We start from the raw sequence: 21,697 nt of genomic DNA, 5'->3' as shown, positions 1-21,697 counted from the left end.
GGCCGCCGACATGCTTCTCTCCATGCGGCAGCCGCCTCGTTGGCCGGTATCCGGGCTGGCAGCGCGGCCCTCGCCGCCTTCCCAGGCGCCTGTTTCAGAGCGCCCAGTGGCTGATTGACGAGGGTGGCATCCGAAGATGCCGTCTGCTTGACCGTTGCGGGGGCAGCGCAGGTTGGCTCGGCCCGATGGGCTCCGCCTCCTGCTTCCCGTTGAACTGCGCCGCGTGAACCGCGGCGCGAGCACCAACGCGTGGAATTGTAGGGTTTCTTGGCATCCGCCTTTCGTGCGGCGATGCAAACACGCCGGCGCCGGTAACTACAATCGTCCTCCATGCCTGCACCGAGCCGTATTGACCAGATCGCCGAGCGCGTCGAACGCCTGCTCGTGCGCCATGAGGAAGTACAGCGCACCAATGCGCTGCTCCAGGACCAGGTCGACGCGCTCACGCGCGAACGCGACACCCTCAAATCGCGGCTCGCCGCGGCGCGCACGCGGCTCGATGCCCTGCTCGACCACCTGCCCGCCGATCCCGGCCAAGACGCTCCCTGATGAAACAAATCGAAGTCCAGATCATGGGCCAGAGCTACCTGCTCGGCTGCCCCGAAGGCGGCGAGCCGCAACTGCGCGAAGCGGTCGAGCGAGTCGACGCCGCCATGTGCAAGATCCGCGACGCCGGCAAGGTCAAGGCGCGCGACCGGATCGCGGTGCTGGCCTCGCTGAACCTCGCTTTCGACCTCGTGCAGCGCGAAGCCGCGCCCGCGCCAGCGCCGCCCCCCGCGCCGGCCGCTGCGGCCGCCGGCAGTGCCGAAGACGACGCACGCGCCGCGCAATTGGTCCAGCGCCTCGACCAGGCCCTCGCCGGCGACGGACATTTACTCTGAAGCGTGGGCGCGCAGGTCACGGCGGGCGTAAAATACGTTTCGTCTGCGGTGCGAAGCTGGGCTCTATATTTCCTTGTACCAATGCTCTCCGGAGCAGGGCTTGGAACATCGCTTGGCGGGTGTGATCATCTCGCGTCAGATGAACCCGAAGCCTTGCTGACCTCGCCCACCTGAACCCTGGTTCAGGATGCGGGTTCGGCTCACACTCGCAGACACCTTTCATCGAAAGCCACGGCCCCGCAACAGGCGCCGTGGCTTTTTTTTTGCACCGGCGCTTTCCCCCGTCGGCATGACGTGAATCAAGTCCGTCCCGGCGACCCTTGTATTAAGCTCTTGGCGGTCCAACCACAGGAGCATTCATGTTCAAGCGAATCCTGGTCGCCACCGACGGCTCCCCCCTCGCCAAGAAGGCCGTGGCAAGCGCCATCGCGCTGGCCTCGCAGAACGGCGCCGAGCTGGTCGCCGTGACCGTGGTGCCACGCTACCCGACCAACTACTTCGACGGCGCCGCCGTGTTCACGCCCGAGGACATCGGCCGCATCGAGAAGCAATGGTCCGAGGCGGCTCAAGCGTCGCTCGACGAGATCGCCAAGCAGGCCGAGGCCAGCGGCGTCAAGGTCAAGACCTCGACGGTCAGCGCCGACCTTGTCGGCGACGCCATCATCGCCGCCGCGAAGAAGCACGACAGCGACACGATCGTCATGGCCTCGCATGGCCGCAAGGGCATCAAGCGACTGCTGCTGGGCAGCGAGACCCAGCATGTGCTCACCCATTCCGACCTGCCGGTGCTGGTCCTGCGCTGAGTCCGGCCCGTCATCCCATCCAGAACAACGAGAGGCCTTGCATGAAGATCCTGATCGCCGTCGACGGCAGCGCGCACACCCAGAAAGCCATCGACTACCTGGCGAAGAACCGCGCCATGTTCATCGACGGCAATGAACTCGTCGTGGTGCACGTGTGCATCGGCGTGCCCGGCCATGTGACCCGCCACCTCAGCAAGGAGATCGTGCGCGACTACTACGCCGAAGAGACCGCCAAGGTGCTCGATCCGCTCAAGGCCACGTTGGCCCGCGCCGGCATCACCAGCTACAAGGTCGACCAGCGCCACGGCCATGCCGCCGAGGAAATCCTCAAGGCCGCCGCCGACTGCGGCGCCGAACTGATCGTGATGGGCACGCACGGCCACGGCCTGTTCGGCCGGGCGCTGATGGGCTCGGTCGCGACCAAGGTGGTGGCCGAGACCGACATCTCGGTGCTGCTGGTCCAGTAAGGCCCTCAGGCCTTGAACAAGGCCTTGTGCTGCTCCCGCAGCAGGGCCTTCTGCACCTTGCCCATCGCGTTGCGCGGCAGTTCGTCGACCACGAAGCAACGCTTGGGGATCTTGAAGTTGGCGAGCTTTTCCTTGAGCTCGGCAATGATCGCCTCGCCGTCGATCGCGGCACCGGCCCGTGCCGTCACGATGGCCACGCCGACCTCGCCGAAGTCGGCATGCGGCACGCCGACGATCGCGCTCTCGGCGACGCCGGCCAGCTCGTTGATGAAGCCTTCGATCTCGGCCGGATAGACGTTGTAGCCGCCGCTGATGATCAGGTCCTTGCTGCGTCCGACGATCGTGACGTAGCCCAGTTCATCGAACTTGCCGACGTCGCCGGTCTTGAAGTAGCCGTCGGCGGTGAACTCTTCCCGGGTCTTCTCGGGCATGCGCCAGTAGCCCGCGAACACGTTGGGCCCGTCGACCTCGATATGGCCGATCTCGCCGGTCGGACACGGCGCGCCGGCATCGTCGCGCACCCGCAGCTGCACGCCGGGGAGCGGAAAGCCGACCGTGCCGCCGCGCCGCTCGCCCTGCACCGGGCTGTAGGGGTTGGAGGTCAGCATCGCGGTCTCGCTCATGCCGTAGCGCTCGAGGATGGTGTGGCCGGTGCGTTCGCGCCAGGCGTCGAAGGTGTCGATCAGGAGCGGCGCCGAGCCGGAGATGAAGACCCGCATGCGGCGGCAGGCCTTCTTCGTCAGCCCGCGCTCGGCCAGCATCCGGACGTACAGCGTGGGCACGCCCATGAAGACCGTCGCCTCGGGCAGTCGGGCCACCACGCGCGCGGCGTCGAAGCGGTTGAACCAGATCATCCGGCTGCCGCTGATCAGTGCGCCATGGATCGCGACGAAGAGCCCATGCACATGGAAGATCGGCAGCGCGTGGATCAGCACGTCGTCGCCGCGCCAGCCCCAGTAGTCCTTCAGCACCTCGGCGTTCGACGACAGGTTGCGATGCGTGAGCATCGCGCCCTTGCTGCGGCCGGTGGTGCCGCTGGTGTAGAGGATGGCGGCGAGATCGTCTTCCTGCTTCGGGGCGATCGCGTGGCGGTCGCTGCATTGCGCCGCCACTTCGAGCAATGTGCCGCTGCGGTCGTCGTCGAGCGTGAAGACATGGCGGGTGCCCGCCGCGGTGGCGATCGGCGCCACCCAGGACGCGTTGGCGCTGCTGCAGACCACGACGGCCGGCTCGGCATTGCCGATGAAATACTCGATCTCGGCGCCCCGGTAGGCGGTGTTGAGCGGCAGGAAGACATAGCCGGCGCGCAGGGTCGCCAGGTACAGCATCATCGCTTCGACCGACTTCTCGACCTGGACCGCGATGCGGGCGCCGGGCTCGAGGTCCAGCGCCTCCAGCAGGTTGGCGATCATGGCGCTGGCGCGGTCCAGGTCGCGCCACGAATAGCACAGGCCGTCGTCGGTCTCGATCGCGATCGCGTCGAGGTCGGAGGGAAAGGCCGCGCTCAGCACGGCGAACAGATTGGCGTTGGAAATGTCGGTCATGTCGATCTCAAAAGACGGGAGGCCGCTTGGCAAGGAAGGCGGCGATGCCTTCGCGATGCTCGGCGCTGTCGGCGTAATCGTAGGCGCTCGCCAGCAGCGGCGCGACACCCGCCTGGGCGCCGGCTTGCCGCAGGGCGGCGAAGGTGGCCTTGTTGAGGCGCGCCGCCGCGGGCGCCAGCGCGGCAATGCGATTCGCGTGGGCCAGCACCTCGGCCCGGAGCTCGGCATCGGGCAGCACGCGCAGCAGGAAGCCGGCGTCACGCAGGCGCTCGGCGCCGTGCACGCTGGCCGCCAGCAGCATGTCGCGCGCCAGCACGTCGCCGATCGCGCCCTGCACCAGCGCCGCCTCGCGCGGCGCCATCGGAAAACCGAGCTTGGCGATGGGGGCGCCAAACTTCGCCGATTCGCCGGCCAGCCGGATGTCGCAGCAGCTCGCGATCTCGAGCCCGGCGCCCATGCAGGCGCCCTCGATGCACGCGACCAGCGGCAGTTCGCAGGCCAGCATGGCGGCCAGCGCCGCCCAGACCTCGTCCTCGTGGAAGGCGCGCAGCTGCTCGACCTCGAAGCGGAACGAGGGGTATTCGGAGATGTCGCCGCCGGCGCAGAAGGCGCCGCCCTCCCCGCCGACGACCACGCAGCGAAGCGCTGGCTGGTGCGCAAGACGCTCGAACACCTCGCGCAGCTCGCGCCACATGGCACGCGTCATGGCATTCAGGCGGCCGCTGTTCGCCAGGGTCACGAAGGCCAGCGGGCCCTCCGTGCGCAGCCCTACCGAAGACGTCATTCCAGCTTCGCCCCCGAAGCCTTGACCACCGCCGCCCAGCGCTTGATCTCCGCATTCACGAAAGCGGCGTAGGCGGCGTTGGTGACGTTCGGGATCTCCGAACCGTTGCTGGCCCAGATCGTCTTCAGTTCGTCACTGGCGAGCGCCTTCTTCATGTCGTCGACGATCCGGGCCTGCACCTCCGCCGGCGTGCCCTTGGGCGCCCAGAGTCCGTACCAGGTCGTCACGGTGTAGTCGGGCAAGCCCACCTCGGCGGCGCAGGGCACGTCGGGGAAGGCCGGATTGCGCTTGCTGCCGGCCACCATCAGCGCCTTGATCCGGCCGGCCTTGATGTGCTGGGCCGACGAGCCGAGGCCGTCGAACATCACGTCGACGTTGCCGGCGATCAGGTCCTGCAGTGCCGGTCCGGCGCCTCGATAGGGAATGTGCGTGATGAAAGTGCCGGTCTGCAGCTTGAACAGCTCGCCCGCCAGGTGGTGCGAGGTGCCGGCGCCGGCCGAGGCGTAGTTGAGCTTGCCCGGGTTCTGCTTGGCATTGGCGACGAAGGCCTTGAGCGTGGTCTCGGTGACCCGCTTCGGATTCACCACCACCACCTGCGGCACGTTGGCCAGCAGCAGCAGCGGCACGAAATCCTTTTCGAGGTCGTAGTCGAGCTTGGGGTAGATCGACGGCGCGATCGCGTGATGCACCGCGCCCATGAAGAGCGTGTAGCCGTCCGGCGCCGCCTTGGCCGCGATGCTGGCCCCCACCGTGCCGCCGGCGCCGCCGCGGTTGTCGATCACCAGCGTCTGGCCGGTGAGCTTGGTGAACTGCGCCGACAGCGGCCGCGCGAAGGCGTCGGTGCCGCCGCCGGCCGGGAACGGCACGATCATCGTCACCGGCCGGGTCGGCCAGTGCGACTGGGCGCGTACGCCGGCCGCCGCCATCGCGGCGCTCGCCGCCGCCGCCAGGCGCAGCACGTCCCGCCGTTGAAAGCCTGAGGTCATCGGTTGTCTCCTGTTGTGGTTTGGCTGTCTTGCGCCGGGGCCCGAGGCGCGTCGGGTTGGAAGGACCCCAATGCTCTCTCAACCCTTGAGGAACAAGTCGTCGATGCCGCCCGAGACAGCCACCTTGCCCTGGGCGAGCCAGGCGCGGTGCTTGTCGAGCCGCTTGAGATCGTAGAGGTAATTGACCATCAGGCCGTAGGACTGCCTGAGGCCTTTGGGCGACGGGTCGCCGCCCCAATTGAGCCGCTCCACCCGCGCCCCGTTGCCGAGATGGAAGCGCGCCACCGGATCGACCGGCTTGCCGTCGGCCGTGGCCCTTCCGAGGTATTCGGCCGCCGCCTGCAGCAGCAGCTGCCGCACCGGTGAGCGGGCATCGAGCGCCAGCGCCTCGTCGGCCGCGGCGAGGAAACGCTCGCCGGTCGGCGGCAGCGAGCCCACGGCACGCCCCAGTTCGGCGGCCCGCTTCTCGTCCAGCCGCGCGACGATCTCGTCGGCCTTCTTCGGCAGCCAGCCGCGAAAGCCGGGGATCGGCGACAAGGTCGCGAAGACCTTCAGCCGCGGCAGTTCGTCCTGCAGCGTCTCGACCACGCGCTTGATCAGCGAATCGCCGAAACTCACGCCCTTGAGCCCGGCTTGCGTGTTGCTGATCGAATAGAAGATCGCGGTCGTCGCCTTGTCCGGCCTGACCACCGCGGCCGCCTCGTCGAGCAGCGGCACGATGCCCTCGCTGATGTGGTCGACCAGCGCCACCTCGACGAAGATCAGCGGCGTGTTGGGCAGCCGCGGATGGAAGAATCCGTAGCAGCGACGATCGCTGTCGAGCCGGTTCTTGACGTCGGCCCAGCTCTTGATGTCGTGCACCGCCTCGTACTGGATGAGCTTTTCGATCAGCGAGGCCGGCGAGTCCCAGCTGATGCGCCGCAGGTCGAGGAAAGCCATGTCGAACCAGGTCGAGAACAGGTGCTCGAGCTCGGCCTCGAGCGGCAGCAGCCGGCGGTCGCCCTTCAGGTGCGGCAGCAGCTCGGCGCGCAGGTCGACCAGGAAGCGCATGCCGTCGGGATCGATCGCGAAGCGCTGCAGCAGCCGCGCGCGCGGCGACGCCAGGGCGCGCCGCAGTCCGATCTCGGCCTGGCCTTCGTCCGGCGTGCCGACCGCGGCCTCGTGCCGGTCGCGCGCCGTGCTGAGCTTCTGCACATCGGGCGCGAAGCGCTCGCTCATCAGCAGCCAGATGTCGCGCCGCTCGTCGAGCTCGCGGGCGCCATACCACTGCACCACGGCATGGGCGCGGCGACCGGCCTCGACCTCGCTGATCTGCGGGTCGACCACCGACTGCAGTTCGACCAGCGCGTTGCGCAGGGCCCGCGGCCCCAGCGCCTCGCCGGGACGGCGCAAGGTCGCCTCGAGCCGCTCGCCGAGCGGGCGCGGCCCCACGGCCCGCTTCCCCCTGGTCGAATCGGTGGCCGCCTTGGTGCCATCGGGCGCATGGCCCGGGCGCAGCAGGGAAACCCCGCGTGTGATCCAGTCGCCGGCATTCATGAGATGAGCTTCGCTTTCTGTTGCAGCGCGACCGCCCGCAGGGCCTCGCGCTGGCGGTTCAGGTGGGTCCGCATCGCGGCCTCGGCGCCGTCGCTGTCGCGGGCCTTGAGGGCGGCGAACACCGCGAGATGTTCGGACAGGCTCTGCTCGAGCCGTCCCGGCGCATGCAGCTGCTGCTGCCGCGCCAGCTTGAGGATCTTGCGCAGGTCGCCGATCACCTGCGCCAGCCAGCGGTTGTCGGCCAGCATGATGATCGCCTCGTGGATCGCGAAATTGGTCGCGTAGTAGTCGTTGATGCGGCGTGCCCGCGCGTGCTTCGCGAGCCGGTCGTGCAGCGCTTCGAGCGCGGCGAGATCGTCGTCGCTGGCATGGCGCGCGGCCTCCCAGGCACAGCGGCCTTCGAGCAGCGCGATCACCGGGAAGATCTCGTCGAGGTCGCGCTGCGTGACCTCGGCGACGAAGCAGCCCCGGCGCGGCTCGTGCCGCAGCAGCCCTTCGGCGGTCAGCACCTTGAGCGCCTCGCGCAAGGGCGTGCGCGAGATCTGCAGGCGCTCGCACACCGACGCCTCGTCGATGAAAGCGCCCGGCACCAGCACGCCGCCGAAGATCTCTTCGCGCAAGGTGGCGGCGACTTCGTCGTGCAGGGAGTTCTGGACCAGGCGCATGGGCGGCTCTCGTAATTACGCGTAATTATGAGAATGCAGCCGCCAACGCGCAACGCCCCGGGGCCTCGGGAGATACCCGGCCCCGGCGGCGCCGCTCAGCCCCTGAGGGCTCCGGCCACCGGCGCCGGACGGGCGCTGGCATAGAGCCAGAGGCCGAAGGCGATCATCGGCACGCAAAGCCACTGCCCCATGCTCATGTTGAGCGCCAGCAGGCCGAGGAAGTCGTCGGGCTCGCGGAAGTATTCGGCGATGAAGCGCATCAGGCCGTAGCCGATCAGGAACACCGCCGACACCCGCCGCTCGCCGCGGTCCTTGCGGGCGTAGAGCCACAGCAGCACGAACAGCAGCAGGCCCTCGAGCAGGAACTGGTAGACCTGCGAGGGGTGGCGCGGCAGCATCGAGCCGCTCTGCGGAAACACCATGCCCCAAGGCAATTCGGGGTTGCTGAAGCGGCCCCAGAGCTCGCCGTTGATGAAGTTGCCCACCCGCCCCGCCGCCAGACCCGTGGGCACGCAGGGCGCCACGAAGTCCATCACCTGCCAGAACGGCCGGGCGCGCGAGCGCGAGAACCAGACCATCGAGGCGATCACGCCGAGCAGCCCGCCGTGAAAGCTCATGCCGCCCTGCCAGACGAAGAAGATCTCGAGCGGATGGGTGAGGTAGTAGCCCGGCTTGTAGAACAGGCAGTAGCCGAGCCGGCCACCGACGATCACGCCCATCACGCCGAGGAACAGGATGTCCTCGACATCCTTGCGGGTCCAGGCGCCGGGGCCGGTGATCGAGCAGAAGGGTTCGTGCCCGAGCCGGCGCGTGCCGAGGAAATAGAACAGCGCGAAGGCAGCCAGGTAGGTCAGGCCATACCAGTGGATGGCGACCGGTCCGAGCTGCAGGGCGATGGGGTTGATCTGCGGGTACATGAGCATGGGACAGATTGTGCCGTCCCGATGCGAACGCTTCTGAGACACAGGCCCATGCAGACCGCGCAAAGGGGGACATCTTCCCCGCCGTCCCCGGTTCGACCGATACTCGGGTCTTCACCTAGGGCCTGTTCACCCTATTTCCGGGTCGCGTTGTCGAGCAAAGGGGCTGGATGCAAGGCGCCCGCGCGCAGCAAGGCTTGCGCCTTGCAAGCGCGGGCAACGCGGCAGACGGCCCCTTTGCTCGGCAACCCGAAGGGAAGGTATGCCAGGGCGGGCCACTCCGCGTTGCGCTCCTTGCATGTGCCAACGCACATGCGGCGTCGCACGCCTTGATTGGCCCGCCCTGGCATACCTTCGCGACCCCGGAAATAGGGTGAACAGGCCCCCAAACAACAAGGCAAGCCCCATGCAGGGAAACCCACAGGTCATCGATTACTTCAAGCAACTGGTCCGCGGCGAACTCGCCGCCCGCGACCAGTACTTCATCCATTCCCGCATCTACGAAGACCAGGGCTTCGTGAGGCTCTACACCCGCCTCGACCACGAGATGCAGGAGGAAACCCAGCACGCCGACGCGCTGATCCGCCGCATCCTGCTGCTCGGCGGGCTGCCCGACATGCGTCCGAAGGAATTCACGCCTGGCCTGACCGTGCCCGAGATGCTGCAGAAAGACCTGGACACCGAATATGAAGTGCGCGAGGCGCTCAAGCAGGGCATGGCGCTGTGCGAAAGCGTCGGCGACTACGTCAGCCGCGACCTGCTGCTCGCCCAGCTCAAAGACACCGAGGAAGACCACGCCTACTGGCTCGAGAAGCAGCTCGGCCTGATCGACAAGGTCGGACTCGAGAACTACCTCCAGACCCAGTCGCAAGCCTGAGGGCGCTCAGCCGCCCTCCTCCATCCGCTCGCGCACGAAGCCGACGAAACGGTCCAGCGCCGGGTGCGCGTCGCCTTCCAGCCACACCAGGCTGGTCTCGCACAGCGGGACCGCCGGCTGTTTCCTGCCGCGCGCACCGGTCCTGTCGGGCGTGCGGTAGACCACCCCGGTGCGGCGGAACTGCATCACGCTCTCGGGCACCCAGGCCAGACCGAGCCCGGCCGACACCAGGTTGACGATGGTCTGCATCTGGATCGCTTCCTGCGCCACCACGGGCAGCCGGCCGGCCGCGTGGTAGAGCCCGAAGACCGCGTCATGCAGCGAAGGCGCGATGCGGCGCGGAAAGATCACCAGCGGCTCGCCGAGTACCGCCTCCCAAGGCAGCGGCTGCGCGCTCGCCAGCGGATGGTGCTCGGGCAGCGCCAGCACCAGTGGCTCGACAGCCACCCGCAGGTGGCTGAGCCCCGGCGGCGCGAAGCCCGGCGAGTGCAGCATCAGGCCGGCATCGATGTCGCCGCGCTGCAGGTCCCGCAGCTGCACGTCGCCGGTGGCCTCGACCAGTTCGAGCACCACCTGCGGACTGCGTTCGCGAAAGGCGCGCACCCAGCCCGGCAGCTGGTCGAAGCCGATGGTCGAGACGAAGGCCAGCCGGACCCGCCCGACCTCTCCGGCCGCCGCCGCGCGGGCCCGCGACGGCAGGGCCTGGGCGCGCGCCAGCAGCTCGCGCACCTCCGGCAGCAGCGCCTCGCCGGCCGGCGTCAGCGCCACCCGGCGCCGGGTGCGGTCGAACATCAGCACCCCGAGCGTGCGCTCGAGCTGGGCGATGGCCTGGGTGACCGGCGGCTGGGTCATGTGCAGCCGCAGCGCGGCCCGGCCGAAGTGCAGTTCCTCGGCAACGGCCACGAACTGGCGCCAGGCTCGCAAGTCGATCGGTGCTTCTTTCATATGCCAAGCATATCAATAGCACTGACAAATAGGATTGGAAGCAATCAATCAATCGTCCGATACTTGGCATCCCCCGATCACGAACGCGAGAACCACGATGGACACGAAACCGATCCAGATCAACCGCCGCAGCGCCAACATCGTCGAAGGCAAGAGCCGGGCGCCGAACCGCTCGATGTTCTACGCCATGGGCTACCAGGAAGGCGACTTCAAGAAGCCGATGGTCGGCGTCGCCAACGGCCACAGCACCATCACGCCCTGCAACTCGGGCTTGCAGAAGCTGGCCGATGCGGCCATCGAGGGCATCGAGGAAGCCGGCGGCAACGCGCAGGTGTTCGGCACCCCGACCATCTCCGACGGCATGGCGATGGGCACCGAGGGCATGAAGTACTCGCTGGTCAGCCGCGAAGTGATTTCCGACTGCATCGAGACCTGCGTCGGCGGCCAGTGGATGGACGGCGTGCTGGTGGTCGGCGGCTGCGACAAGAACATGCCCGGCGGCCTGATGGGCATGCTGCGCGCCAACGTGCCGGCGATCTATGTCTACGGCGGCACCATCCTGCCCGGCCGGTACAAGGGCCAGGACCTCAACATCGTGAGCGTGTTCGAGGCGGTCGGCCAGAACGCCGCCGGCAACCTGAGCGACGAGGACCTGCGCGAGATCGAGATGCGCGCGATCCCCGGCACCGGCTCCTGCGGCGGCATGTACACGGCCAACACCATGAGCTCGGCCTTCGAGGCGCTGGGCATCTCGCTGCCCTATTCGTCGACCATGGCCAATCCGCACGATGAAAAGGCCAACTCGGCCAAGGAATCGGCCAAGGTCCTGATCGAGGCGATCAAGAAGGACATCAAGCCGCGCGACATCGTGACCAAGAAGGCGATCGAGAACGCGGTGGCCGTCATCATGGCCACCGGCGGCTCGACCAACGCGGTGCTGCACTTCCTGGCGATCGCCCACGCGGCCGGCGTCGACTGGTCGATCGACGACTTCGAGCGCATGCGCAAGAAGGTGCCGGTGCTCTGCGACCTGAAGCCCAGCGGCAAGTACCTGGCGGTCGACCTGCACCAGGCCGGCGGCATCCCGCAAGTGATGAAGGTGCTGCTGAACGCCGGCCTGCTGCACGGCGACTGCCTGACGATCAGCGGCCAGACCATCGCCGAAGTGCTGAAGGACGTGCCCGACCAGCCGCGCGCCGACCAGGACGTGATCCGCCCGATCGGCAACCCGATGTACGCCGAGGGCCACCTCGCGATCCTGAAGGGCAACCTGTCGCCCGAAGGCGCGGTGGCCAAGATCACCGGGCTCAAGAACCCGGTCATCACCGGCCCGGCGCGGGTCTTCGACGACGAGCAGTCGGCCCTGCAGGCGATCCTCGACGGCAAGATCAAGGCCGGCGACGTCATGGTGCTGCGCTACCTGGGTCCCAAGGGCGGTCCGGGCATGCCCGAGATGCTGGCGCCCACGGGCGCTCTGATCGGCGCCGGCCTGGGCGAAAGCGTCGGCCTCATCACCGACGGCCGCTTCTCGGGCGGCACCTGGGGCATGGTGGTCGGTCACGTGGCGCCCGAAGCGGCGGCCGGCGGCACCATCGCCTTCGTCAACGAAGGCGACTCGATCACCATCGACGCCCATGAACTGAAGCTCGAACTCAATGTGCCGGAAGCCGAGATCGCCAAGCGGCGCGAAGGCTGGAAGGCACCGGCGCCGCGCTACACGCGGGGCGTGCAGGCGAAGTTCGCCTTCAATGCCTCGAGCGCGAGCTCAGGCGCGGTGCTCGACAAGTATTGAGCTCGCCCCCAGGTTGCCGGGCACTGCGTGTCCGGGCGCCCACCCCCTACCGGGGGCAACACCAGCGGCCCGGCAAAGCCGGTTCCGCGGTGTTTCTGGTGAAGAGCGCGCTAGAGGCGCCTGGCCCCTCAGCGCCGCTTGCGATTCGAGCGGCTGGTGAGCATGCCGAGATTGCTGCGCTGGCGGTCGATGCGGTCCTGGCGCCGCTGGTTCTCTTTTTCGACCACCTTGCGCTTGGTGTAGCCCGAGGCATCGGCCCAGGCCCACCACGCGATCGCGAGCGCGAACGGAATCAGCACGACCCACCAGCTCCAGGTGGCGACGAAGCCGATCTCGAAAAACTTGAGCGCCACACCCAGCAGGCCCAGCATCAGGAACCACATCGCGAACTTCTCCGTTGAGTCAGGGACACGCCGGCCAAGACGGTCCACCGCCCTGCCTACAATCGCGTTGATACGACTTTAACGCACCCACGCATGTCACTCATGAAAAAAGCGCTCTTGCTCGCCGTGGCCACCCTGGCCTGCGCCGCGCCCGCCTTCGCCGACCTGGCGCTGGCGACGTCGAAGAACTGCATGAGCTGCCACGCGGTCGATCGCAAGGTGCTGGGCCCCTCGTTCAAGGACGTGGCCGCGAAGTACAAGGACGACAAAGGCGCCGTCGACATGCTGGCGACCAAGATCATCAAGGGCGGTGCGGGCGTCTGGGGCCCCGTGCCGATGCCCGCCAACAACCAGGTCAGCGAGGCGGACGCCAAGAAGCTCGCGGCCTGGGTGCTGTCGACCAAGTAGGCACGGCAGCACGCCGGCTCAGACCGCCGGCGGCATGGCGGACGGTGTCGCCACCGGGCGCCGTTCGAGGCGATCTTCCAGCTGTCCGATGTGAGCCGCGATCGAGTTCTCGGATTGCTCGGCGCGCTGCCTGGCAGCGGCCTCCACCTGTTCGATGCGCGCCAGCAAGGCTGCGTGCCGCTCGGCATTGCGCGCCATGTGGACGTTTTCCTGGGTTTCGAGAAAGCTGCGCAGCTCGGTGAAGCGCGAGGCCTCGGCCTTGTCGGCGAGGTCGCGCTGGGCTTGCATTTCCTTGGTGTGCCGGCGCGTCTCCATCAGGATCGAGCTTTGCAGGTAGACCACGTAGGCCACGAAGAAGATGCCGAGCAGTGCCGTCAGGCCCAGCATGATCAGCCCCAGCGGCGCCGTGACCTGCATGAAGCCGATCGAGATCAAGGTGGGTGTTGCGATCGTGCCCCAGTTCAACGCGGCCAGCGCTGCGATCAGCAGCACGACGATCAGCAAGACGGCGGTTCTCAATCCCATTTTTGTTTTTCCCTGAAGTTGAACCGCTGGCGGCGACGCGCCGCCAGCGCCCTCGCTCAGTACGCCTGGCCCAGCTGTTCGAGGATGGCCGGGTTCTCCAGAGTCGAGGTGTCCTGGGTGATGGCCTCGCCCTTGGCGAGGCTGCGAAGCAGGCGCCGCATGATCTTACCGCTGCGCGTCTTCGGAAGATTCTCTCCGAAGCGGATGTCTTTCGGTTTTGCGATCGGACCGATCTCCTTCGCCACCCAGTTGCGCAGTTCGGTCGCGATCTTGCGCGCTTCCTCTTCGCTCGCCGGTCGGCCGCGCTTGAGCACCACGAAGGCGCAGACCGCTTCGCCCGTCACGTCGTCGGGCCGCCCCACCACGGCCGCCTCGGCCACCAGGTCGGTCTTGGCCACCAGCGCCGATTCGATCTCCATCGTGCCGAGCCGGTGGCCCGAGACGTTGAGCACGTCGTCGATGCGTCCCGTGATGCGGAAGTAGCCGCGGTCGGCGCTGCGCACCGCGCCGTCGCCGGCGAGGTAGATCGTGCCGCCCATCTCCTCGGGGAAATAGCTCTTCTTGAAACGCTCGGGGTCGTTCCAGATGGTGCGGATCATCGACGGCCAGGGGCGCTTGATGACCAGCATGCCGCCGGCCCCGTTGGGGATGTCCTTGCCGGTCTCGTCGACGATCGCGGCCATGATGCCCGGCAGCGGCAGCGTGCACGACCCCGGCACCAGCGGCGTGGCGCCCGGCAGCGGCGTGATGACGTGGCCGCCGGTCTCGGTCTGCCAGAAGGTGTCGACGATCGGGCACTTCTCGGCGCCGATGTTCCGGTGGTACCACATCCAGGCTTCCGGATTGATCGGCTCGCCCACGGTGCCGAGGATGCGCAAGGTCGACAGGTCCCAGTTCTTCGGGTGCACCTTCTCGTCGCTGTCGGCCGCCTTGATCAGCGAGCGGATCGCGGTCGGCGCGGTGTAGAAGATCGTGACCTTGTGCTTCTCGATCATCTGCCAGAAGCGCCCGGCGTGCGGGAAGGTCGGGATCCCTTCGAACACCACCTGGGTCGCACCGGCGGCCAGTGGGCCGTAGGCGACGTAGGTGTGGCCGGTGATCCAGCCGATGTCTGCGGTGCACCAGAAGACGTCCTCGGGACGGACGTCGAAGGTCCAGTCCATCGTGAGCTTGGCCCACAGCAGGTAGCCGCCGGTGGCATGCTGAACGCCCTTGGGTTTGCCGGTCGAGCCCGAGGTGTAGAGGATGAACAGCGGATGCTCGGCGCCGACCGGCACCGGCGGGCATTCGCTGGCCTGGCCTTTCAGCGCATCGGCGAAGGTCTTGTCGCGCCCGGCCACCATCGCGCAGGCGGTCGCGGTGCGCTGGTAGACCAGCACGCTCTTGATCGACTCGCAGCCGCCGAGCGCGATGCCGTCGTCGACGATCGCCTTCAGCGGCAGTTCCTTGCCCCCGCGCAGCTGATAGTTGGCGGTGATGACGGCGACCGCGCCGGCGTCGATGATGCGTTCCTGCAGCGCCTTGGCCGAGAAGCCGCCGAAGACCACGCTGTGGGTGGCGCCGATGCGGGCGCAGGCCTGCATCGCGATCACGCCTTCGATGGTCATCGGCATGTAGATGATGACCCGGTCGCCCTTGCGGATGCCCTCGGCCTTGAGCGCGTTGGCGAACTGCGAGACACGTGCCAGCAGTTCCTTGTAAGTGACCTTGGTGACCGCGCCGTCATCGGCCTCGAAGATGATCGCGGTCTTGTTCTCGACCGGGGTGCCGATGTGCTTGTCGAGGCAGTTGGCGGAGGCGTTGAGCTCGCCGTCCTCGAACCACTTGTAGAACGGCGCGTTCGACTCGTCGAGCGTGCGCGTGAAGGGCTTGGTCCAGGTCACGTTGGCTTTCGCCTGGCGGGCCCAGAAGCCGTCGAAGTCGTCCGCGGCCTCTTTGCAGAGCGCGTCGTAGGCGGCCATGCTGGCGATGCGCGCCCCCTTGCTGGCCCGCTCGTCGGGCGGAAAGACACGGTTTTCGACCAGGACGGATTCGATCGTCGATGCGCTGCTCATTCTTGTCTCCTGTACCAAACGTGATGACGGGTCGTAATGTCGGATTCCGCACTTACGGACGACTGACGGGCCATGTTAACTACACGGGGCATTGCGCAGTTCGGTCACAGGCCGCCCCTAGAATCGCCGTTTTACAGCTGTTCGCAAGTTCGCCGAAACCTTTCGATGTCAAACGACGATCCTCTCCTTCCCCGGACCGGCAAGGTCTCGCCGCTGCGGCCGCTCCCCAACCTGATCTTCGCCAGCCGTTGGCTGCAGCTGCCGCTGTACCTCGGCCTGATCGTGGCGCAGGCCGTCTACGTGCTGCATTTCCTGGTCGAGCTGACCCACCTGGTCGAGGCCGCGTTCGGCAGCAAGGATGCGCTGGAGGCGCTGGTCACCAGCATCGGCTACAAGACCACCGCGCCGGTGACCTCGCTCAACGAGACCGTGATCATGCTGGTGGTGCTGGCGCTGATCGACGTCGTCATGATCTCCAACCTGCTGATCATGGTGATCGTCGGCGGCTACGAGACCTTCGTGAGCCGCATGAACCTCGAAGGCCATCGCGACCAGCCCGAATGGCTGAGCCACGTCAACGCCTCGGTGCTGAAGGTCAAGCTGGCGACCGCGATCATCGGCATCAGCTCGATCCACCTGCTCAAGACCTTCATCAACGCCGACAACTACACCGACCGGGTGCTGATCGCGCAGACCGCGATCCACATCACCTTCCTGCTGTCGGCGATGGCGATCGCGGCGACCGACCGGCTGATGGCCCGCGCGCCCGCCGACCATTGACGCGGGCGGGGCCGTTCAGCGCCCCGTCATGTTCTCGGGCACTACCCACTGGTCGAACTGCTCGGCCGTCAGGTGCCCCGAGGCGATCGCCGCCTCGCGCAGGCTGCTGCCTTCCTTGTGCGCCTTCTTGGCGATGAAGGCCGCCTTGTCGTAGCCGATGTGGGTGTTGAGCGCCGTCACCAGCATCAGCGAACGCTGCACCAGCTCGGTGATGCGCTCGCGGTTGGGCTCGATGCCGACCGCGCAGTGGTCGTTGAAGCTCACCATGCCGTCGGCCAGCAGCCGCACGCTCTGCAGGAAGTTGTGCGCCACCATCGGGCGGAAGACGTTGAGCTCGAAGTTGCCCGAGGCGCCGCCGATGTTGATCGCGACGTCGTTGCCGAACACCTGCGCCGCCAGCATCGTGACGGCCTCGCTCTGGGTCGGATTGACCTTGCCAGGCATGATCGATGAACCCGGCTCGTTCTCGGGAATGCTCAACTCGCCGATGCCGCTGCGCGGCCCGCTGGCGAGCCAGCGCACGTCGTTGGCGATCTTCGTCATGCTGGCGGCCAGCGTCTTGAGCGCGCCGTGCGCATGCACCAGCGCATCCACAGAGGCCATGGCCTCGAACTTGTTCGGCGCCGTGACGAACGGCAGCCCGGTGAGCTTCGCGAGTTCGGCCGCCACCTGCTCCGCATAGCCCTTGGGGGCGTTGAGGCCGGTGCCGACCGCGGTGCCGCCGAGCGCCAGTTCGCACAGGTGCGGCAGCGACGCCCGCACATGGGCCTCGCCGTGGGCCAGCTGGGCCGCATAGCCCGAGAACTCCTGGCCCAAGGTCAGCGGCGTCGCGTCCTGCAGATGGGTGCGGCCGATCTTGACGATGTCGGCGAAGTCCCTCGACTTCTGCTCGAGCGTGCCGCGCAGCTTGGCGATCGCCGGCAGCAGCCGGTGCGTGATCGCCTCGACCGCCGCCACGTGCATCGCAGTCGGGAAGACGTCGTTGGACGACTGGCTGCGGTTGACGTCGTCGTTCGGGTGCACCCGCCGCCCTTCCCCGCGCTCGCCGCCGAGCAACTCGCTGGCCCGGTTGGCCAGCACCTCGTTGACGTTCATGTTGGTCTGGGTGCCGGAGCCGGTCTGCCAGACCACCAGCGGGAATTCGTCCGCATGCCGGTCGGCGATCACCTCGTCGGCGGCGGCGGCGATGGCCTGCGTCTTGGCCTCGTCCTGGAGGCCCAGCGCATGGTTCACGACGGCAGAGGCGCGCTTGACCTGCGCCAGGGCACGGATGATTTCCCGCGGCTGCCGTTCGCCGGAGATGTCGAAGTTCTGCAGCGAGCGCTGCGTCTGCGCGCCCCACAGCTTGTCGGCCGGAACTTCGATCGGGCCGAAAGTGTCGCGTTCGACACGGGTCTTGGGAGATGTCGTCATGGAGGGCTCCGGAGTTCGGATGGGAGGGTACGCCCGGCAGACCGGGATCTGCACCGAGTATCGTCGCAAACAAGAATGGGTCGCATTTGTCCGTGTCCGCCTTGACGACGTCATGCCGGAAAGTTATAATTCAGCCCCTCAGACGATCAACAAGTCATGTTGATCGCCCTGCACTACTCGCGGATCCCGAATCCCGTCGCGGTGCAGGTTCTCGCCGCCGGGCCCCCCGCCCGGCAAATCGGCCGGACCGTTCCGGCCCCACTGCCACGTCTCGCTCATCCAGTCAGCGCCCCTCGACCAGGCCCGCTGCCCTGCGAATGAAGCCTCCGGCGGGCACTGGTTTCGTCGCCAAGTCGTCTTCAGTGCCTGTCGGCAGCCCTCGGGGCTCGCCGGACTGCCGCATGCGCGTCCGCGCGACCCGATCGGCCGACGGCGTGGCCCGCACAAAAGGAGCCCGGCCCATGGCCAAAGGAATTCTGATCGACCACGTCTTCAAGGTCTTCGGCGACGCGCCGGAGCAGGCCCTGGACCTGGTCCGGCAAGGCTTTTCGAAGAAAGAGATCCTGGCCCGCACCGGCCAGTCGATCGGCGTGTTCGACGCCACCTTCGAGATCCAGGCCGGCGAAATCTTCGTCATCATGGGCCTCTCGGGCTCCGGCAAGTCGACCCTGGTGCGCCTGCTCAACCGGCTGATCGAGCCGACCGCCGGGCGCATCGTGATCGACGGCGCCGACATCAACCAGCATTCGGATGCCAGGCTGCGGGCGCTGCGCCGCAAGGACATCAGCATGGTGTTCCAGTCCTTCGCGCTGATGCCGCACATGACGGTGCGCGAGAACACCGCCTTCGGGCTGGATCTGGCCGGCGCCGGCAGGAAGCAGCGGCTCGAGCAGGCCGACCAGGCGCTGGCCCAGGTGGGCCTGGCCGGCTGGGGCGACAGCTACCCCGACGAGCTCTCCGGCGGCATGCAGCAGCGCGTCGGACTGGCGCGCGCGCTGGCCGCCGATCCGTCGATCCTGCTGATGGACGAGGCCTTCTCGGCGCTCGACCCGATCATCCGCACCGAGATGCAGTCGGAACTGCTTCGGCTGCAGCAGCAGCAGCGCCGCACCATCGTCTTCATCTCGCACGACCTCGACGAGGCGATGCGCATCGGCGACCGCATCGCGATCATGAAGGACGGCCAGGTGATCCAGGTCGGCACGCCCGACGAGATCCTGCGCAGTCCGGCTGACGACTACGTGCGCAGCTTCGTGCGCGGCGTCGATGCCGCGGCGGTCTTCAAGGCCGCGGACATCGCCCGCCAGTCGCTCACCGTGGTCTGCGAGCACAGCGACCGGGGCGCCCGCGCCGCGCTGAAGATGCTCGAGGACCAGGACCGCGAATTCGCCTACGTCGTGAGCCCGGCCCGGCGCTACCTGGGCACGGTGTCGGCCGACACGCTGCGCGCGGCGCTCGACGGTCATTCGGGTCCGCTCGGCCTGCAGCGCGCGTTCCTGGACGGACTGGCGCCGATCGCCGCGGACGCTCCGGTGGCCGGTTTGTTCGGCCAGGTGGCGCAGGCGCCCTGCGCCGTTCCGGTGGTGGCCGGCGACGGCCGCTTCTGCGGCGCGATCAGCAAGACCACGCTGCTGAAGTTCCTCGACCGCGACACGCCGCCGATCGAGGCCGCGGCCTCGCGGCCGCGCGAAACCACTGAAGCGCACTGACTTTCCGAAGGACCTCCCGATGAACGACACCGCACTGCCTTCCGAACTGGCCACCTTGAACGATCCCGTGACCGCACTGCCCCCGCCCGCGGTCAGCGACCCCTGGGCGGCCCTGTCCGCCACGCCCGACACGGCATCGGCCAGCGCCTGGCTGGACGCCCCGGCCGACACCGCCGGCCAACTGGCCGGATCGGCCGACCCCGCGGCGACCGGCTTCCAGTTGCACCGCCTCTTTGACGGCTCCCTGCCCGTCGAATCCTGGATCAACCAGGGGCTCGGCTGGGTGGTCGAGAACTTCCGCCCCTTCTTCCAGACCGTGCGGCTGCCGATCGATGGCACGCTGACACGGGTCGAGGGCCTGCTCAACGGCCTGCCCCCACTGGCCATGGTCGCGCTGATCGGCCTGCTGGCCTGGCAGTTCGCCGGCCGCAAGCTGGCCATCGGGACCACGGTGTCGCTGCTGCTCGTGGCGCTGCTGGGCATCTGGTCCGAAGCCATGGTCACGCTGTCGCTGGTGCTGACATCGCTGGTCTTCTGCCTGGCGGTCGGCCTGCCGCTGGGCGTGCTGCTGGCCAGCAGCGACCGGGCCCAACGCCTGATGCGGCCGCTGCTCGATGCGATGCAGACCACGCCGGCCTTCGTCTACCTGGTGCCGGTGGTGATGCTGTTCGGCATCGGCAACGTGCCGGGCGTGATCGTGACCATCATCTTCGCGCTGGCGCCGCTGGTGCGCCTCACCAACCTGGGCCTGCGCCAGGTGCGGCCCGACCTGGTCGAGGCCGCCCGCGCCTACGGCGCGTCGCCCTGGCAGATGCTGGTGAAGGTCAAGCTGCCGCTGGCGATGCCCTCGATCATGGCGGGCATCAACCAGGCGCTGATGCTGTCGCTGTCGATGGTGGTGATCGCCTCGATGATCGCCGTCGGCGGCCTCGGCCAGATGGTGCTGCGCGGCATCGGCCGGCTCGACATGGGCCTGGCGACCGTGGGCGGCCTGGGCATCGTGCTGCTGGCGATCTCGCTCGACCGCCTGACGCAGGCCATGGGCCGCTCGCGCCGCAGCGCCGGGCGCCGCTGGTGGCACACCGGACCGGCCGGCCTCGCGCTGCGCCTGCTGCATCGCCTTGTGCGCCCGTCGCACAGCGGGCGCGAGCCCGCCGCCGCGCACGGCGTGCTGGCCACGGCCGTGCTCGGGCTCGGACTGGGCCTGGGCCTGGGTCTTTCCGTCCAGGCCGACGCGGCCGAGTTGCCGGGCAAGGGCGTCACCGTGCAGCCGCTCAAGAGCTCGCTCGCCGAAGAGGCGTTCCAGACGCTGCTGGTGTCGCGGGCGCTGGAGCGGCTCGGTTACGACGTGCAGCCGATGAAGGACCTCGAGCCGGCCACCGAGCACCTGGCGATCGCCAACGGCGATGCCACCTTCATGGCCAGCCACTGGAGCCTGCTGCATGCCGACTTCTACAAGAACAGCGGCGGCGACGCCAAGCTGTGGCGCCGCGGGGTCTACGCCGACGGCGCGGTCCAGGGCTACCTGATCGACAAGAAGACGGCCGAACAGTACGACATCACCAACATCGCGCAGTTGAAGGAGCCCGCGATCGCGAAGCTGTTCGACACCGACGGCGACGGCAAGGCCGACCTCACCGGCTGCAACCCGGGCTGGGGCTGCGAAGGGGCGATCGAGAACCACCTCACGGCCTACCGGCTGCGCGACAGCGTGACCCACAAGCAGGGCAGCTATGCCGCGCTGATGGCCGACACCATCGCCCGCTACAAGCAGGGCCGGCCGGTCCTCTACTACGCCTGGACCCCTTATTGGGTCAGCGCCGTGCTGCGGCCGGGCACCGACGTGGTCTGGCTGCAGGTGCCGTTCTCGTCGTCGCCCGCCGGTGATGCCGATACCGCGCTAGCCAACGGCAGGAACTACGGCTTCCAGGCCAACCAGGAGCAGATCGTTGCGAACCGGGCCTTCGTCGAGAAGAATCCGGCCGCCGGCAAGCTGTTCGAGGTCATGCAGCTGCCGATCGCCGACATCAACGCGCAGAACCTTCGCATGAGCCAGGGCGCCGGCTCGCAGCGCGACATCGAGCGCCACGTGGACGGCTGGATCCGGGTCCACCGGCAGCTGTTCGACGGCTGGGTCGCGCAGGCGCTGGCCGCGAGCTAGAGGACCGGCGCGGGTTTTTTCGGGCTGAGATAATCGGGGGGCGTCCCCCACTCAAAGAATCTCC

The 21,697-nt window shown here is 67.9% G+C and carries 21 protein-coding genes, 1 pseudogene and 1 riboswitch; of the genes and pseudogenes, 11 read left to right on the top strand and 11 right to left on the bottom strand.

What is annotated here, in order from left to right:
• Positions 1–24 precede the first annotated feature (24 nt).
• Positions 25–262: riboswitch (cobalamin riboswitch) on the bottom strand.
• A 68-nt stretch (positions 263–330) separates the two neighbouring features.
• The 4 genes from QTI17_RS05575 (at position 331) to QTI17_RS05560 (ending at position 2,151) form a co-directional block, all read left to right on the top strand.
• Positions 331–549 (top strand): DUF904 domain-containing protein, encoded by a 219-nt coding sequence (locus QTI17_RS05575; RefSeq protein ID WP_286531650.1) that lies wholly within the window; start codon positions 331–333, stop codon positions 547–549.
• Positions 549–881, top strand: a complete 333-nt coding sequence (locus QTI17_RS05570; protein WP_286531649.1) for a cell division protein ZapA — start codon at positions 549–551, stop codon at positions 879–881. Before QTI17_RS05575 ends, QTI17_RS05570 begins: the two co-directional genes overlap by 1 nt.
• 359 nt (positions 882–1,240) lie before the next feature.
• Positions 1,241–1,684, top strand: a complete 444-nt coding sequence (locus QTI17_RS05565) for a universal stress protein (protein WP_286531648.1) — start codon at positions 1,241–1,243, stop codon at positions 1,682–1,684.
• A 41-nt stretch (positions 1,685–1,725) separates the two neighbouring features.
• On the top strand, positions 1,726–2,151 hold the full coding sequence (locus tag QTI17_RS05560) for a universal stress protein (protein WP_286531646.1): 426 nt from the start codon (positions 1,726–1,728) through the stop codon (positions 2,149–2,151).
• A gap of 5 nt (positions 2,152–2,156) precedes the next feature.
• On the opposite strand, the gene QTI17_RS05555 is transcribed toward QTI17_RS05560, so the two are convergent.
• From QTI17_RS05555 to lgt, 6 genes are all read right to left on the bottom strand, one after another.
• Positions 2,157–3,695 (bottom strand): malonate--CoA ligase, encoded by a 1,539-nt coding sequence (locus QTI17_RS05555; RefSeq protein WP_286531645.1) that lies wholly within the window; start codon positions 3,693–3,695, stop codon positions 2,157–2,159.
• A gap of 7 nt (positions 3,696–3,702) precedes the next feature.
• A complete protein-coding gene (locus tag QTI17_RS05550; RefSeq protein WP_286531644.1) occupies positions 3,703–4,479 on the bottom strand; it encodes an enoyl-CoA hydratase/isomerase family protein in 777 nt (258 codons plus the stop codon).
• Positions 4,476–5,465 (bottom strand): Bug family tripartite tricarboxylate transporter substrate binding protein, encoded by a 990-nt coding sequence (locus QTI17_RS05545; protein ID WP_286531643.1) that lies wholly within the window; start codon positions 5,463–5,465, stop codon positions 4,476–4,478. The genes QTI17_RS05550 and QTI17_RS05545 overlap by 4 nt, the downstream gene beginning before the upstream one ends.
• 78 nt (positions 5,466–5,543) lie before the next feature.
• Positions 5,544–7,001, bottom strand: a complete 1,458-nt coding sequence (locus QTI17_RS05540; RefSeq protein ID WP_286531641.1) for a malonyl-CoA decarboxylase — start codon at positions 6,999–7,001, stop codon at positions 5,544–5,546.
• Positions 6,998–7,666 carry a GntR family transcriptional regulator gene (locus QTI17_RS05535; RefSeq protein ID WP_286504229.1) on the bottom strand — a complete coding sequence of 223 codons (669 nt, stop codon included), beginning with the start codon at positions 7,664–7,666 and terminating at the stop codon, positions 6,998–7,000. Before QTI17_RS05535 ends, QTI17_RS05540 begins: the two co-directional genes overlap by 4 nt.
• A 95-nt stretch (positions 7,667–7,761) precedes the next feature.
• Entirely contained in the window at positions 7,762–8,589 is an 828-nt protein-coding gene (lgt, locus tag QTI17_RS05530; RefSeq protein ID WP_286531640.1) for a prolipoprotein diacylglyceryl transferase, read from the bottom strand.
• A gap of 403 nt (positions 8,590–8,992) precedes the next feature.
• Between lgt and bfr the strand changes: the two genes are divergently transcribed.
• The gene (bfr, locus tag QTI17_RS05525; RefSeq protein ID WP_286367552.1) at positions 8,993–9,463 is read left to right on the top strand and encodes a bacterioferritin; all 471 of its coding nucleotides are present in this window, start codon (positions 8,993–8,995) and stop codon (positions 9,461–9,463) included.
• 6 nt (positions 9,464–9,469) lie between these two features.
• On the opposite strand, the gene QTI17_RS05520 is transcribed toward bfr, so the two are convergent.
• A complete protein-coding gene (locus QTI17_RS05520; RefSeq protein WP_286531639.1) occupies positions 9,470–10,408 on the bottom strand; it encodes a LysR family transcriptional regulator in 939 nt (312 codons plus the stop codon).
• Between the two features lie 97 nt (positions 10,409–10,505).
• Between QTI17_RS05520 and ilvD the strand changes: the two genes are divergently transcribed.
• Entirely contained in the window at positions 10,506–12,200 is a 1,695-nt protein-coding gene (gene ilvD / locus QTI17_RS05515) for a dihydroxy-acid dehydratase (RefSeq protein WP_286367550.1), read from the top strand.
• Between the two features lie 128 nt (positions 12,201–12,328).
• On the opposite strand, the gene QTI17_RS05510 is transcribed toward ilvD, so the two are convergent.
• On the bottom strand, positions 12,329–12,583 hold the full coding sequence (locus QTI17_RS05510; protein ID WP_286522445.1) for a TIGR04438 family Trp-rich protein: 255 nt from the start codon (positions 12,581–12,583) through the stop codon (positions 12,329–12,331).
• Between the two features lie 102 nt (positions 12,584–12,685).
• On the opposite strand from QTI17_RS05510, the gene QTI17_RS05505 reads away from it, so the two are divergent.
• Positions 12,686–12,991, top strand: a complete 306-nt coding sequence (locus QTI17_RS05505) for a c-type cytochrome (protein ID WP_286531638.1) — start codon at positions 12,686–12,688, stop codon at positions 12,989–12,991.
• Positions 12,992–13,009: 18 nt separating this feature from the next.
• Here the strand turns inward: QTI17_RS05505 and QTI17_RS05500 are convergent, their stop codons facing one another.
• Both QTI17_RS05500 and acs read right to left on the bottom strand, forming a co-directional pair.
• Positions 13,010–13,516, bottom strand: coding sequence for a LapA family protein (locus QTI17_RS05500; protein WP_286531636.1), 507 nt, complete (start codon positions 13,514–13,516; stop codon positions 13,010–13,012).
• A gap of 56 nt (positions 13,517–13,572) precedes the next feature.
• Positions 13,573–15,570, bottom strand: a complete 1,998-nt coding sequence (gene acs / locus QTI17_RS05495; protein ID WP_286531635.1) for an acetate--CoA ligase — start codon at positions 15,568–15,570, stop codon at positions 13,573–13,575.
• Between the two features lie 165 nt (positions 15,571–15,735).
• Between acs and QTI17_RS05490 the strand changes: the two genes are divergently transcribed.
• Positions 15,736–16,350 (top strand): YqhA family protein, encoded by a 615-nt coding sequence (locus QTI17_RS05490; RefSeq protein WP_286531634.1) that lies wholly within the window; start codon positions 15,736–15,738, stop codon positions 16,348–16,350.
• Between the two features lie 15 nt (positions 16,351–16,365).
• Here the strand turns inward: QTI17_RS05490 and fumC are convergent, their stop codons facing one another.
• On the bottom strand, positions 16,366–17,763 hold the full coding sequence (gene fumC / locus QTI17_RS05485; protein WP_286531633.1) for a class II fumarate hydratase: 1,398 nt from the start codon (positions 17,761–17,763) through the stop codon (positions 16,366–16,368).
• A gap of 461 nt (positions 17,764–18,224) precedes the next feature.
• Between fumC and proV the strand changes: the two genes are divergently transcribed.
• The 3 genes and pseudogenes from proV (at position 18,225) to proX (ending at position 21,633) form a co-directional block, all read left to right on the top strand.
• Positions 18,225–19,472 (top strand): glycine betaine/L-proline ABC transporter ATP-binding protein ProV, encoded by a 1,248-nt coding sequence (proV, locus tag QTI17_RS05480; protein ID WP_286531632.1) that lies wholly within the window; start codon positions 18,225–18,227, stop codon positions 19,470–19,472.
• A 19-nt stretch (positions 19,473–19,491) separates the two neighbouring features.
• Positions 19,492–20,598, top strand: a pseudogene (proW, locus tag QTI17_RS05475) (glycine betaine/L-proline ABC transporter permease ProW); the annotation flags it as partial.
• Between the two features lie 57 nt (positions 20,599–20,655).
• Entirely contained in the window at positions 20,656–21,633 is a 978-nt protein-coding gene (gene proX / locus QTI17_RS05470; protein WP_286532151.1) for a glycine betaine/L-proline ABC transporter substrate-binding protein ProX, read from the top strand.
• The last annotated feature ends 64 nt before the right edge of the window (positions 21,634–21,697 follow it).

It is taken from the genome of Variovorax sp. J31P179 (assembly GCF_030316985.1).
Lineage (GTDB): Bacteria > Pseudomonadota > Gammaproteobacteria > Burkholderiales > Burkholderiaceae_C > Variovorax > Variovorax ginsengisoli_B.
The sequence above is the reverse complement of the archived record's forward strand: the minus strand, read 5'-3'. Positions and strand labels throughout refer to the sequence as shown.